General features: G+C 44.5%; 15 protein-coding genes. 3 read left to right on the top strand and 12 right to left on the bottom strand.

Translation table 11 applies throughout. The features are described from left to right. From LKO26_RS07255 to LKO26_RS07200, 12 genes are all read right to left on the bottom strand, one after another. A complete protein-coding gene (locus tag LKO26_RS07255) occupies positions 1 to 438 on the bottom strand; it encodes a hypothetical protein (RefSeq protein ID WP_227587189.1) in 438 nt (145 codons plus the stop codon). 163 nt (positions 439 to 601) lie between these two features. Then, a complete protein-coding gene (locus tag LKO26_RS07250) occupies positions 602 to 1,285 on the bottom strand; it encodes an OmpA family protein (protein WP_227587188.1) in 684 nt (227 codons plus the stop codon). A gap of 25 nt (positions 1,286 to 1,310) precedes the next feature. Next, the gene (locus tag LKO26_RS07245) at positions 1,311 to 1,784 is read right to left on the bottom strand and encodes a lipocalin family protein (RefSeq protein ID WP_227587187.1); all 474 of its coding nucleotides are present in this window, start codon (positions 1,782 to 1,784) and stop codon (positions 1,311 to 1,313) included. A gap of 117 nt (positions 1,785 to 1,901) precedes the next feature. Then, complete coding sequence (locus LKO26_RS07240) at positions 1,902 to 3,608, bottom strand: S8 family serine peptidase (RefSeq protein ID WP_227587186.1); 1,707 nt, start codon at positions 3,606 to 3,608, stop codon at positions 1,902 to 1,904. Between the two features lies 1 nt (position 3,609). Then, on the bottom strand, positions 3,610 to 4,227 hold the full coding sequence (locus LKO26_RS07235) for a WbqC family protein (RefSeq protein ID WP_227587185.1): 618 nt from the start codon (positions 4,225 to 4,227) through the stop codon (positions 3,610 to 3,612). A 109-nt stretch (positions 4,228 to 4,336) separates the two neighbouring features. Beyond that, positions 4,337 to 6,007, bottom strand: a complete 1,671-nt coding sequence (gene lepB, locus LKO26_RS07230) for a signal peptidase I (protein ID WP_227587184.1) — start codon at positions 6,005 to 6,007, stop codon at positions 4,337 to 4,339. A 61-nt stretch (positions 6,008 to 6,068) separates the two neighbouring features. Continuing rightward, on the bottom strand, positions 6,069 to 6,770 hold the full coding sequence (gene dapB, locus LKO26_RS07225; RefSeq protein ID WP_227587183.1) for a 4-hydroxy-tetrahydrodipicolinate reductase: 702 nt from the start codon (positions 6,768 to 6,770) through the stop codon (positions 6,069 to 6,071). Positions 6,771 to 6,781: 11 nt separating this feature from the next. After that, positions 6,782 to 7,417, bottom strand: a complete 636-nt coding sequence (locus LKO26_RS07220) for a DUF5683 domain-containing protein (protein ID WP_227587182.1) — start codon at positions 7,415 to 7,417, stop codon at positions 6,782 to 6,784. Beyond that, positions 7,414 to 8,304, bottom strand: a complete 891-nt coding sequence (locus LKO26_RS07215) for a ParB/RepB/Spo0J family partition protein (RefSeq protein ID WP_227587181.1) — start codon at positions 8,302 to 8,304, stop codon at positions 7,414 to 7,416. Before LKO26_RS07215 ends, LKO26_RS07220 begins: the two co-directional genes overlap by 4 nt. A gap of 75 nt (positions 8,305 to 8,379) precedes the next feature. Beyond that, positions 8,380 to 9,153: a ParA family protein gene (locus tag LKO26_RS07210; protein WP_227587180.1), complete on the bottom strand. Its 774-nt coding sequence runs from the start codon at positions 9,151 to 9,153 to the stop codon at positions 8,380 to 8,382. A 159-nt stretch (positions 9,154 to 9,312) separates the two neighbouring features. Continuing rightward, positions 9,313 to 10,146 carry an energy transducer TonB gene (locus LKO26_RS07205; RefSeq protein WP_227587179.1) on the bottom strand — a complete coding sequence of 278 codons (834 nt, stop codon included), beginning with the start codon at positions 10,144 to 10,146 and terminating at the stop codon, positions 9,313 to 9,315. Between the two features lie 234 nt (positions 10,147 to 10,380). Continuing rightward, the gene (locus LKO26_RS07200; protein WP_227587178.1) at positions 10,381 to 11,667 is read right to left on the bottom strand and encodes an adenylosuccinate synthase; all 1,287 of its coding nucleotides are present in this window, start codon (positions 11,665 to 11,667) and stop codon (positions 10,381 to 10,383) included. Between the two features lie 172 nt (positions 11,668 to 11,839). On the opposite strand from LKO26_RS07200, the gene LKO26_RS07195 reads away from it, so the two are divergent. The 3 genes from LKO26_RS07195 to obgE all read left to right on the top strand — a co-directional run bounded on the left by LKO26_RS07195 (position 11,840) and on the right by obgE (position 14,094). Continuing rightward, entirely contained in the window at positions 11,840 to 12,394 is a 555-nt protein-coding gene (locus LKO26_RS07195; protein ID WP_227587177.1) for a phosphoribosyltransferase, read from the top strand. Between the two features lie 73 nt (positions 12,395 to 12,467). Continuing rightward, the gene (locus LKO26_RS07190) at positions 12,468 to 13,049 is read left to right on the top strand and encodes an adenylate kinase (RefSeq protein WP_227587176.1); all 582 of its coding nucleotides are present in this window, start codon (positions 12,468 to 12,470) and stop codon (positions 13,047 to 13,049) included. Between the two features lie 61 nt (positions 13,050 to 13,110). Next, positions 13,111 to 14,094 carry a GTPase ObgE gene (gene obgE / locus LKO26_RS07185; protein ID WP_227587175.1) on the top strand — a complete coding sequence of 328 codons (984 nt, stop codon included), beginning with the start codon at positions 13,111 to 13,113 and terminating at the stop codon, positions 14,092 to 14,094. The last annotated feature ends 180 nt before the right edge of the window (positions 14,095 to 14,274 follow it).

Genomic DNA, 14,274 nt, shown 5'->3' with positions numbered 1-14,274 from the left:
TCAGGAAGGGACGACTGGTAAAACCTGCTTCCTCGCCTTCTGCCGCTGTATAAGAAATACAAGATCATCTCCGGCTTTCTCCAGACTCACGGGACGCATATCTACGCTCCGGGAGGTCTCACCAAAATCTGCCACAATCACAAACTCTTTGGAAAAATCTACAGGGGTAGGCAACCCATTTTCTGCCATGGTTGTAGCTTTTCCAAAGTACATGTCAAATGCTTCCTGAGTGGTGATTTTTTCAGGAACGGTTTCCTGCACGGTATTGTTGATAAAATAGTTTTCGGCAGACTTGTACGTCAGTGAAACACGCTGCACCGTATCTGTGGCAGCCACAGACTGAGGAGCAATTTCTGCAGCCGTTTTGGTTTCCGGTTTACATGCGGCGAGTGACAAAGAAACAGCAAGCACACTCATTTTAAAGATTTTATTTTTCATAACTCCATATTGATTAAGGTTTAAATATACAAAAGTGGATTTTTAAAAACAGGAAAAGAATACCACACAGGTACAACATTGCGGTTCAACAAGGAAACACAGCATATAAAAAGCCACCGGAGCATACCCGATGGCTTTATATAATCATAGGTTCATCCCGGAATTACTGACCCTGCTGAGCCTCATTAATCATTTCCTCATTGGCAGTGATGGCAAATTCCACCCTTCTGTTTTCGGCTCTTCCTGCTTCAGTTTCGTTAGAAGCTTTTGGTTCGCTTTCACCCATACCCATCGGGAACAGTCTGCTGGAAGCAACACCTTTGGCTACCAGATAATTTTTTACTGAGGTTGCTCTTCTTTCAGAAAGACCCTGGTTATACGCATCTGTACCTTTGCTGTCTGTGTGTCCGTACACGTTGATATTGGTATCCGGATTTTTCACCAGAATTTCAGCCAGTTTATCCAGGTTGGATTTTGATGCGGCAGTAAGATCAGATGAATCAAATCCAAAGTTCACCATTCTTTCGGGAAGGGTCACTTTAATTCCTTCATTTACACGTTCTACTTCTGCACCGGGCAATGTTTCCTTGATGTCTTTGGCCTGCTGGTCCATTTTTCTGCCAATCACATTACCGGCTACACCCCCAATGATGCCTCCCAGCACAGCGCCCGCCGGAGCATTTCCTCCTTTACCGACATTGTTTCCTAAAATACCACCGATTACAGCACCTGAACTGGCACCGACTACGGTACCTCTCTGCTGGTGATTAGAATTCTGAATGGTTTCACAACTGGTAAGCATCAATGCCGAAGCAAATCCTGCTACATATATATTTTTTAGTTTCATCTTGAGTATATTTAATGTTGAATAATTACTGAATTTTTGAAAAACGGTAGATTACATTGACCATTTCTCCTTCAAAAGGAACAGATTGCTGAAGTGAGAAGCTGTTTTCTGTCTGTCCTACCAGTGTAAGGCTGTACCCCACTTCATTTTGTTTGGCTTTGGTTCCGTCCATAATTTTCTTGAACTGAAAAGTATTTCCGTTTAGGACTTCAAATTTAATAGGCTGGTTGACCACGGGGCAATCGCCGCCTCCGTTTAAGGAATAGGAGCCGCTGTAGTTATTGGGCACCAATTTCCAGTTACTTCCTACGAAGCACTGGGCATCTGCGCCTTCATCAAAAGGTTTGATGCTAAAACTTTTGTCATAATCTACGCTGGTCACCTGCCAGTCGCCTTTTAACTTCAGAAATTCGGCTCTGTTATCCTGAGCTGTTTTTGCGGTTGAACAGGAAATCAGAAGTCCCGCTGCTGCAAATCCTGTTAATAATAGATTTTTCATGTGGTTGTACTTTGAGTTGTATAATAAAAACGAAAATTATGCCAGCAACCTTTATAAAAGCAAAAAAGGTTAAACGAATTTAACCTTTTTTTTAATCAATAACAATATGAGCAGGATTTATTTACTTTTCGCTGCTTTTCTTGTTGCTTTCTTAGCAGGAGTTTTTCTGGCGCCGGTGTCTGCTTTGTAGAAGTTGTTATAAGCATATTCAGCTGCTTTTCTAAGGTCAATAACCCCTCCGGATCTGGACAGTTGATCAAAAGTAGTCCCTGCACCTCCGGTAACGGTAGTCGCTACCTGAGAAGGATTCACAGATTTCACCAGTGATTCGATTACCTCATGCGGTTTCAGGTTGGGCATATACGCGAAAAGAACTGCGGCTGCCCCCGCCACTACAGGTGATGCCATAGACGTTCCCTGGCTGTATTCATACTTATAATCCGGAACGGTAGAATAGATTTGAGTTCCAGGCGCAAACACATCAACCAGTTTCTCGTTATAGTTGGAGAATCCGGCTCTCAGTTTTTCGGCATCTTTGGTACTGGCACCTACGGTAAGGACGTTATTGACGAATGGTTTTTCATCTTCCACCTTTTTAAAGTTCGTAGGATAGTGCAGGTAAGTACCGAGGTTCTGATTATCGTTTCCTGCGGCTTTTACCAGCAAAACGCCTTTATCTTCGGCATATTTAAATGCGTCCCATACCACGTTTTTGCCCGGAGAAACAGGTTTTCCGAAGCTCATGTTCAAAACCTTTGCACCGTTATCTACCGCATAGCGGATGGAGTTGGCTACATCTTTATCTCTTTCATCTCCATTGGGAACGGTTCTCACATTCATAATTTTTGCTACGCGGGAAGCCACGCCGTACTGAACCTCGTTGCCATGAGGCAATCCTGCAATAATACCTGCCACGTGTGTGCCGTGCATGGCATCTGCCCCTTCATAGTTGTTGTTTCCATAAAATTTCTCGGAATAATCCTCATAATTATCGCCTACGATCGCGCGGGGATCAAAATCAAGATTATAATGCTTGGTTGCCTGAGATTCAAAATAATCCAGCGCTTCCTTCATTTGTCCCTGAAGACCGGCCTGAACCTCTGCCGGAGTCTTCCCGGTAAGTTCCGGGTCTGCTACCAGTCCGGACAATACCTGTACAGACATCATCTCATCCGGTGTAGAGGGCTTGATGGCCGATACTGCTTCCTGGGTAAGGTTATTCCCTTTCAGAAGAGCCACCATGGTAGGAATCATCTCGTTCAGTTTGCTGTACATCTGATAATTTTGCTTGGCTTTGGAACCTTTCTCCTCGAAAATTTTCTTGGACTGCACGTACATATCAAATTCTTCTTTCATCTTCGCCTGGTTCTCCTTATTCTTTGCAGAATCCGGACCTTCAAATACCGACTGGTATTTTTTTACCACGCGGGTCACTTCCAGGTTATCATCATTAATATCTCCTGCCTTACCGCCCATGAAATTCCACCCGTGGACATCATCTACATAGCCGTTACCATCATCATCTTTACCATTTCCCGGAACTTCGTTCGGGTTTTTCCACATATTGGCAATCAGTCCCGGATGATCCACTTCTACCCCACTGTCTAAAACACCTACAATGACTGTTTTCGGTTTCAAACCTTTGGATTCCAGAAATTTGTACGCATTCTCTGTATTCACACCATGCACACCGGTGGTGGCAAAATCCTTGTGATACCAGGTCATTAAATCTTTGTCCTGCATAGGATCCAGAACAGACTGATCTGCCTGGGCAAAAGCCGCAAAACCTGTCATGAACAAGGCTGCAATAAGTATTTTCTTCATTTTAATTATTATTTTTTTGAATTTCTTTTAAATAAGTAAGCGTTTCCGGACCTTTGTTACAAATCAAATCCAAAATGGATAAATCTTTCTGAAAACCAAGCTTATCCGAAAAGGTCTGATAGTATTCTTCCAGCTGAAACGGCGAATCTTTTTTTGCCGAAAACATATCCCGATAATCTTTCCCGTCCGGAACTTTCGCATACCCTGCATTCAAAACGTATGCCTTTTCTGTTTTCAGAATCTTTTGGAAAACATCTATTGAATGGAGATTCAGGTCCAGCAATGAATCACTTTCAAAAGTAAATATTTCCTTCAGGCGGTCTTCATAGAACTCAAAATAAGGCGAACTCTGGTAAGCGGTTTTAATGGATTTCCAGTGCAGACCCTTCCAATTTTCTGCAGTAGAAACCTCTATATCCTTCATGGCACGCTGACCGTTATGACGAATCGGAATAAAGAGCGGCAACCTGCCATTTGCCCCATAAATATGCGCCCGGTTGCGGTACGTCTGCTTCGGGAAATGCTCATGCTGCTCCAGTGTAACTTCGTTTTCTTCATTTAAAAATACAGACATCCAGGAAACGGGCGGCAGGTAAAAAACAGGTAAAAGGACCTTCATAAATCAAAAAATTAAATCCTGTGAGGGGTATGAATAAAAAAACGGGCATCCGTCTCCGGTATAAAAGAGGCCACCCGTAATTTATATTTTAAGTTAAAATCTGTACAGGCTATTCATCTTCTTTTTTCTTTCTGAAAAACTTCGTGAAGAAATCCCAGCCGAAGAACACTACCAGAATAAGGATGGCCAGCCACCAGTACGAAGTTTTGTGCAGGTCTCCGGTATTGGTACCTTTAAACATTCTGTCCCAGCGAATTTTTTTGCCATTGGCCTGATAGGAGGATCCTGCATCTGCAAAGAGCCCTTCTACACTAAGCCAGGTAAACATGGGTTTCCCTACAATATGAGTTTCCGGAACGTAGCCGAAGAACCGGCCATCCAGCGAGGCATCGCGGTTATCCCCAATCATCATAAAATAATCATATTTCACGGTATAAGTACCGGTCTCTGTACCATTAATGCTGATTTTACCATGGTCATTCTGCAGCGTATTGCCCTCATATTTTACAATGAGTTTTTCATAATCCCCGATATTCTCCGGGGTAAGGGTCAGGACATCTCCTTTTTTAGGAATCTGCAGCGGACCATACCAGTCTGTATTCCAATTTTTATTATTGGGAAAAATGGTGGCAGAGGTATTTACTTTATCAGACCAGACCATTTCCTGTCTTTCTATAGAGGCCTGTACATTGGGGTAATAGGTAATATCCTTCTTGCCCTGCGGCTCCACCTCTTCGTTCATTCTCACCACCTGTGGCAGTTGCCCGATTTCTTTGGCGGTCTTGTCTGTAAGTCCCTGAAATCTGTAGTAAAATCCGGAGCCACTGCGCTGCTCCGTCACAGGCAAAAAGCCGTAAATATTGTACAGCGAAGGAATATCCAGCTGGCTGCTCGTCAGTACTTCATATGCGTGCTGCACCTGGGCATCGCCCATGCGGACTTCGGGTTTCCCGTTGACATAAAGTTTACCCGCTCTCATTTCAATTACATCTCCGGGCTGACCCACCAGTCGTTTTACATACGGATCTTTACGGTCTATGGCTACGTGTACGGAATCATCCGGATAGTTGAATACCACAATATCATTGCGTTCGGGCTTTTCCCAACCCGGAAGTCGCAGGTAGGGCAAATCTACCGCTTCCACATACGATTTCGGATCATCTTTTGGATTACCTTTTTCGCCCACATCTTTGATGGTTCCCTGAATGAAAGGAATAGCCACCGGCCGCATCGGCATCCTGAAGCCGTAATTCAGTTTATTGACAAAAAGAAAATCGCCTACCAGCAGGGTTCTTTCCATGGAACCGGTAGGAATACCAAACGGCTGGGTAATGAAGACATGTATAATGGTGGCAAACACCACGGCAAAAGTAATAGATCCCAAAAAAGTGTCTTTCTTTTTACCTTGGTCTTCTTCCCCGGTCAGGTAAAGTTCCTCCTCTTTCTCTACTTCCGGATTGCCGGCATAATTGACAAATGCCATATAAACAAAGGGCAGAATCACGGTAAGCAATTGCTGAGAGAATTTTGTTTTTCCGAAGTGCTTCATCAGAAACAAATGGAACACCGTCATCATTATAGGACCTACAATGGGTAAATATGCCATAACGACCCACCATTTCGGGTGTCCGGTTTCCTTTTGAATAATGAGATAATTGTAAAAAGGAATAAAGGCAAAAAGTGGATTGTGTCCCATTTTCCTGAACAGTTTCCAGGTAGAAAGTCCCATCAGGACAGACAGAATCAGGACATATACGGTGTAAGTAATAAAATAATTCATTATTGATATTGCTTAATGCTATTAGTTTCTCTAAAATCTGTTTTGTTACGATTTTAAATATTTATCCATTCAGAACGTCATTCATGGTGAAATTTCCGGATTTCCCTATGATCCACTCGGCGGCAATAACCGCACCCAGAGCGAATCCTTTTCTGCTGAACGCGGTGTGTACAATTTCTATTTCGTCTTCTTCAGAAGTATAGAACACTTTGTGAGTGCCGGGCACTTCATCTTCACGGAAGGAGGTGATGCCCAGTTCCGCATCGCCGGTTTTATCTGGGTTCCAGGATTCAAAACGGTCGTGATGCCGGATAACTCCTTCGGCCAGCGTAATGGCGGTACCGCTTGGAGCATCCTTTTTATGGGTATGATGGGTTTCTTCCATGCGCACGTCATACTCCGGAAAGCGGTTCATGAGTTCAGCCAGTTTCTCATTGAGTGCAAAAAACAGGTTCACGCCCAGACTAAAATTAGACCCATATAAAAAAGCTCCCTGGCCTGCCAGGACCATTCCTTCAATTTCCGGTCTGCGTGCCAGCCATCCGGTCGTTCCGCATACTACGGGTATTCCCAGTTCCAGGCAATTGCTGATGTTCTGAAAAGCGGCTTCGGGATTAGAAAACTCGATGACCACATCAGGATTATTCAGATTTCCGGCCGTGGGTGTCTCGCGCAGTCTGGCCACTACTTCATGGCCTCTTTCTACGGCAATCTCATCAATGATTTTCCCCATTTTTCCGTAACCCACCAGTGCTATTTTCATCAAAAATGTAATTAAAAGTTATAATGTAATGTAAATCCTACTGCAGAGCTTGTCTGTCCATATTCCTGAAACAGCACTGCAGGTCTCACCGCAAGATCCGGATCATTTCTTCCTTCGTACAGATGGGCATCTACCACCGCATCTACAATATTCAGAATATACACCAGTCCGGTAATGGCAATCGCATAATCCCGGTTTCGCTTCCAGCGGTCCTGCTCCCGGCCCAGGGCTTCCTTCAGATTGGAAATATTATAATCTGAGAATTCGTGCGGCACACCGTTGATCTCGGCCACAAAAGCATTGCGGTAGCGCTTGTAACGCTTATCTACCCACAGCGTATATCCTACACCAGCGCCTATTCCGCCCCACGCCAGAGGAATTTTCCAGTATTTCTTATTATAATACTGCCCCAATCCCGGCAAAACTGCAGAATATAAGCCTGCTTTGGTAGGGCTGTACTGAGGTCTCACTCCGGCGGGCGCATTACTCCGCTCAATCTCAGAAACAATTTCGGTTTCTGATTTCGGCGTTACCGCAGAGATGGAATCCCGGGGATGATACTCTGTACGAATGGTATCATTGCGGTTTACCTGTGCAAAGGCAATCAGAGAGAGTAAACATGCTATGAACGCGATGAGTTTTTTCATATTCTGAAATGCGAAAGGATATGTTCCAGCTCCTCCTGATTTTTAAAATCCAGGACAATCTTGCCTTTATTTCCTTTACCTGCTGCTTTGATTTCCACTTCTATATCCAGCGCATCAGCAAGCGTTTTCTGTGCTTTTTTCAAATGATTCGGTAGTGCGGGCTTCGCTTTTGGTGCCGCTTTTTGTGGGTTTTTCAGTTGTGCAGATGCCAGTTCGGCCTGTCGGACATTGAGTCCTTCGTTGATGATTTTTCTGAAAAGAATATTCTGAGCTTCGGCATCTTCCAGGCTGATGATGGCACGGCCATGTCCGGCACTGATTTCACCACTGCGGATGGCATTCTGCACCTCGGGAGTAAGCCTCAGCAGGCGTATGGAGTTGGTAATGGTACTTCTTTCTTTTCCTACCCGCTGACTCAGATTTTCCTGAGTAAGTCCTATTTCGTCCAAAAGCCGCTGGTAGGTAAGCGCCACTTCTATGGCATCCAGATCTTCCCTTTGGATGTTCTCTACCAGAGCCATTTCCAGCAATTCCTGGTCATTCACCAGACGCATATAAGCAGGAATGGTTTTCAGTCCGGCCATTTTGGAAGCGCGGTAGCGGCGTTCACCGGAGATGATTTCAAATTTATCTCCGTCCTTCCGTACTGTAATGGGTTGTATTACGCCCAGATTTTTGATGGACTGCGCCAGGTCTGCCAATGCTTTTTCATCAAAATAGGTTCGGGGCTGGGAGGCGTTCGGGTAAATATCATCCAGTTGTACTTCTACGATATTACCCACAAATTTTTCTGCTCCTTCATCTGTTGCGGAATTGATACTTGCCTTGGATTCTGCACTCAGTATCGCGCCCAATCCACGGCCCATCGCTCTTTTCTTATCTTTCATATTGACAATGGCAATTTTCTTTCTGCATGCCTCATTTCCATGATGGATGCAATCCCGAAAACCGCACTCTTTTTTTTAATTCTTTACTAAATGTTCGTTCTTCAGCAGCACTTCTTCTGCCAGTTGCAGATACTGAATGGCACCTTTACTTTCCGCATCGTAATTCAGAATGCTTTCTCCGAAACTCGGCGCTTCACTTAACCTTACATTCCGGCTGATAATGGTTTCAAAAACCATTTCCGGGAAATGGCTGTTCACTTCTTCCACCACCTGATTAGACAATCTCAGTCGGGAATCGTACATGGTGAGCAGCAGTCCCTCAATATCCAGATTTTTATTGTGAATATTCTGAACATTTTTAATGGTATTGAGGAGTTTTCCCAGACCTTCCAGTGCGAAATACTCACACTGAATCGGGATAATGACCGAATCTGAGGCCGTGAGGGCATTGATGGTAATGAGTCCCAGGCTGGGTGCGCAGTCTATGATGATGAAATCATAATCCTCTTTGAGTTCCTGCAGTGCCTCTTTCAGCATATACTCCCGGTTATCACGGTCTACCAGTTCTATTTCTGCAGCTACCAGATCGATGTGTGACGGAATGATATCAAGATTGGGCGATGCCGTTTTCTGCACGCAGTCTCTGGATTTTATACTGTGCTCCAGCAGGTTATAGGTAGAGTATTTCACTTCTTCCACACCCAGTCCGGAAGTGGCATTGGCCTGCGGATCTGCATCAATAAGAAGTATCTTCTTCTCTAAAACACCCAGTGCTGCGGCCAGATTTACTGCCGTAGTGGTTTTCCCTACTCCCCCTTTCTGGTTCGCTACTCCTATTATTTTTGCCATTATTTTTCTTTAAACCACAAAAGTACATTTTTTTTATTGTTGCTCCACACCGATTCAGGACCGCATTCGTAATTTATTGAATACAAGCACCATAGCATTAAAAAAATTATCCACAAAAATAAAATAATGTGGATAATTTAATTATGAAAGAGACTTTTTTCAGTTGAACTGCATGGCAATCGGAATTCTGAAATAAGACCGGACCGGCTCGCCGTTCAGGATGGCTGGTTTCCATTTTCCTTTTACGGATTTTACCGTCCGTTCTGCTTCTTTGTTGAACTGCGCATCGGAACCCGCAGCCTTTATTTGAGAAATGGTACCGTCTTTTTCAACAATAAATGTTACGGTAGCAGAAATTCGTTCGCCGGAACCTTCAAAGCGGTCCCCATTGAAATTCTGACCTACCTTTTTCCGGAAAGATTCTATACCTCCTACAAATCCTGCTTCTACATCCACTTCTGCTACCACAGCGTTCGGATCGGTCTGTGGCACAGTGGGCGTAACTGCGGGCGGACCGGTGGTTACAGGGCCCGGATTAACTACCGGTGGCACATACGGAGCTACCGGCGCTTCACCGGGTGCATCCTGCGTTCCGGCAACTGCTTTGGATTTATCTACCACCACGGCAGGTTTATCCACGGCGGTACGGCTAGGTTCGGGAACCACATCTTTATAAGTAGCGACCGGTTTTTGTGTGGGCGCCACGGTCACTTTTATCTCAGGCTCCGCCGGATTTTCGCGCTCCGGCGGAAGCACCCATTCCGGTTTCAGTCCTTCGGGAACAAACGGCACTTCCGGAGTTTTGAAACTGTTTACAACCAGTGGTACTACGACCAGTGCTGCAAAGAGGGAAACACCTATCAGTAAAGATTTGGCCAGGAAATCACCTTCCTGAGTTCTGAGGGCATAGGCACCATAATTTTTATTGCGTCCTTCAAACAAAATTTCTTCGAAGCGCAGATCCTGACGTGATTTTTGAAAGAATTTCAACATTGCTACAAATTGTATTAAGTTCAACCACTATTAAAAAACAAATCTTGAAGCATTTATAAACATTATTCAAGATTAACATCAGATAAACAATATCTGTGCCGATTTTTTAAATATTATGCACTACATTTTAAAATATGATTAAAATAAAATAATCAACCAAACTTACACTCAGAAATCCGGATCCAAAAAAGCCGGCTCTGCAGAACCGGCCTCGTTATTTTGAAATACTGTTGTTTAGAATAATTCCTTACGGATGATATTCTGGCTCCGCTCCGGGCCTACAGATACCAGATACACATTGATTCCGAGATATTGCTCAATGAACTCGATGTATTTTTTGGCATTGGCCGGAAGCTCGTCATAAGATCTCGCTTTGGTAATGTCTTCTTCCCATCCAGGAAGTTCTTCATACAGAGGTTCATAATCATACAATTTTGTGGTGGAGGAAGTAAAATAATCAATGATTTTACCGTCCTCTGTTTTGTATTTTGTAGCAATTTTCAGGGTCGGGATTCCGGACAGCACGTCCAGTTTGGTAATCACCAGATTATTGATTCCATTAATCATGGTGGCGTGTTTGAGTGACACCAGATCCAGCCAGCCGGTTCTTCTGGGTCTGCCGGTAGTCGCTCCGAATTCAAAGCCCACTTGTCTTATCTTTTCACCCAGTTCATCATTCAGTTCTGTAGGAAACGGCCCTTCGCCCACTCTCGTGGTGTAGGCTTTGGCCACCCCGATCAGATTTTCCAGACTGGTAGGTGGCACCCCGGCACCGGCACATACTCCGCCTGTGGTAGGCGAAGAGGAAGTCACATAAGGATACGTCCCGAAATCAATATCCAGCATTGCGGCCTGAGCCCCTTCGAACAGGATATTTTTGCCATCGTGAATAGCCTGGTTCAGTTCTGCTTCGGTATCCACAATTCTGTCTTTGAGCAGCTGCCCCAGTTCCAGGAATTCATTATATATTTCGTCAAATTCCAGTGCAGGTTTTTCAAAATACTTTTCGAAAAGGGAATTTTTAATTTTAAGATTTTTTCGGATTTTCTCTGCCAGCACTTCCGGATTCAGCAGATCTACCATCCGGATTCCCACCCGGGCAATTTTATCTTCGTAGCACGGTCCGATGCCTTTTTTGGTAGTTCCGATATGCGTACCCCCGGCTTCTTCCTCACGGTAGGTATCCAGCAGAATATGGTACGGCATGATGACATGCGCTCTGCGGCTGATGAATACATGATCTGTTTTCATGCCTTTGCTTTCTATCTGACCAATTTCTTTCAGAAAAGCCTTGGGATTCACCACTACCCCATTGGCAATCACGCATTTTCCGCGGCACTGAAGCACCCCGGAAGGCAGCAGGTGAAGCACAAATTTTTCATCGCCCACATAGACCGTGTGTCCGGCATTATCACCGCCCTGAAAGCGGACTACATAATCAGATTTTGCCGAGAGGACGTCTGTAATTTTACCTTTGCCTTCATCACCATACTGAAGACCAACCACCACATAAGTTGACATATTTTTACTTTTATTTAGATTGCTACAAAAATAGATTTATTAAAAGTTTTGGGCAAAGTTTTAACCAAAATAATTTGAGAGGCACAGTCCCGCAAAGGTTATTTTCCATGGTTCCGGAAAAATAAAACGCAATTGTCTAAAAAACCGTAAATTTGCGCTTTGTTAATCATCTATGGAATCCATACAAGTTCATGACAAATCTTTCGTTCCCTATCTGAAAGATGCCGAAATTCAGGAAATCGTAAAAGACACCGCCCTGAGAATTTACGAAGATTATAAAGACGAAGTACCCGTATTCATAGGGGTACTGAACGGTGTCATTATGTTTTTTTCTGATTTGCTGAAGCATTATCCCGGTGAATGTGAAATTGCCTTTATCCAGATGAGTTCTTATGTAGGCACGCAGACCACGGGAATTGTGTACCAGAAAATGGAGCTCACCAAGGACATCAAGGACCGCCACATCATTCTGGTAGAAGATATTGTGGATACGGGAAACACGGTAGAGAGTCTGTTCCGATATTTCCAGGAAACCCAGCGTCCCAAATCGGTGAAGCTGGCTTCTTTTCTGCTGAAACCGGAAGTGTATAAAAAAGATTTCAAACTGGATTATATCGGGAAAGAGATCCCGAACAAATTTGTACTGGGTTACGGTCTGGACTATGATGAACTGGGCCGCAATCTCAAAGATTTGTATCAGCTGGAAGAAGGCCGGATTAATTCTTAATACCTTAGCAAAACAAAAAATTTTTATCAATAATAGCCCAAGGCAGTTGCCGGAAGCTGTAAGTTATCACATCATGATCAATATCGTTCTCTTTGGCCCTCCGGGAAGCGGAAAAGGCACACAGGCACAACACCTGATTGAAAAGTTTAATCTGAAACAAATCTCCACCGGCGATTTGTTCCGTTACAACATGAAAAATGAGACGGAACTGGGCAAACTGGCCAAATCCTATATAGACAAAGGCGAACTGGTGCCGGATCAGGTAACTACAGATATGCTGATTGATGAAGTAAAAAAACCAACGGACACCCGTGGCTTTATTTTTGACGGCTATCCCAGAACGGCTATCCAAACCCAATCACTGGAAAAAATAGTAAAGGAAATTCTGAATGACGACATATCAGTATGCCTTTCTCTGGTGGTAGATGATGAAGTACTGGTAGAAAGACTGCTGAAACGCGGTGAAACCAGCGGCCGCACAGATGATTCCAATGAGGAAATCATCCGCAACAGAATTACCGAATACTATACCAAAACAGCAGAGGTAGCCGAACTGTACAAACAACAGGGCAAATATGCAGAAGTAAACGGTGTAGGTGAAATAGAAGAAATTGCACAGAAACTTTTTGCGGAAGTAGAAAAAGTGCAGAAATAAATTTTTGACCCCGGAACTCCGCAGGAGTCCGAAAAGGATCAGAGAACCCGAATAAATCATTATGTCAAACTTCGTAGATTACGTAAAAATACATTGTAAAAGCGGCCACGGAGGTGCAGGATCTGCCCATCTTCGCCGTGAAAAATATATTCCCAAGGGCGGACCCGATGGTGGCGACGGCGGCCGTGGCGGTCACGTAATCATGCGGGGCAACGCACATGAGTGGACCCTGCTCCCGCTGCGCTATACCCGCCACGTAAAGGCAGAGCGGGGCGAAAATGGTGGCAAAAACCAACTGACCGGAGGCTATGGCGCTGATGTGTATATAGACGTACCCATCGGGACCATTGCTAAAAATGAAGAAGGCGAGATCATTGGTGAGATTATGGAGGACGGTCAGGAAATCATCCTGATGCAGGGCGGCAAAGGCGGTCTGGGAAATGAACATTTCAAATCATCTACCAACCAGACGCCCCGATATGCGCAGCCCGGGCTTCCGGGTGAGGAAGGTTACGTGGTTTTTGAACTGAAGCTGCTGGCCGATGTAGGACTGGTAGGTTTCCCCAATGCCGGAAAATCTACCTTGCTTGCTGCGGTCTCTGCAGCCAAACCCAAGATTGCCGATTATGCCTTTACCACACTGACCCCCAATCTGGGCATTGTAGATTACCGGAATTACAAATCCTTTGTAATGGCTGATATTCCCGGAATTATAGAAGGTGCGGCCGAGGGCAAAGGTCTGGGACACCGCTTCCTGAGGCATATAGAACGAAATTCTATTTTGCTGTTTCTGATTCCGGCAGATTCTGAAGATCACTTTCAGGAGTTTAAAATTCTGGAAAACGAACTGCAGGAATACAACCCCGAATTGCTGGACAAGGATTTCATTGTATCGGTATCCAAAGCAGATTTACTGGATGACGAACTGAAGCGTGAAATCTCTGCAGAATTCCCTGAGAACCGGCAGCCCCTGTTCTTCTCCGGTGTCACGCAGGAAGGCCTCACAGAGCTTAAGGACGCCATCTGGAAGAAACTGCACGGGTAGTGTTTTTTTGCTTTAGCCCCGGTTGCGGTCTGGTCATTAAAAGCCGGGGCGGCTATTCCTCACCAATTCTGAATCACCGTTCATTTCAGGAAAATTTATTCCCCCACAAATAAGGTGCCGACCATTTGTTGGAGGAAGTAACCTAATGCTATCCAATTTTCGGCAGGACTTAAACTGCCT

The organism is Chryseobacterium sp. MFBS3-17 (assembly GCF_020687745.1).
Taxonomy (GTDB): Bacteria; Bacteroidota; Bacteroidia; order Flavobacteriales; family Weeksellaceae; genus Marnyiella.
The sequence above is the reverse complement of the archived record's forward strand: the minus strand, read 5'-3'. Positions and strand labels throughout refer to the sequence as shown.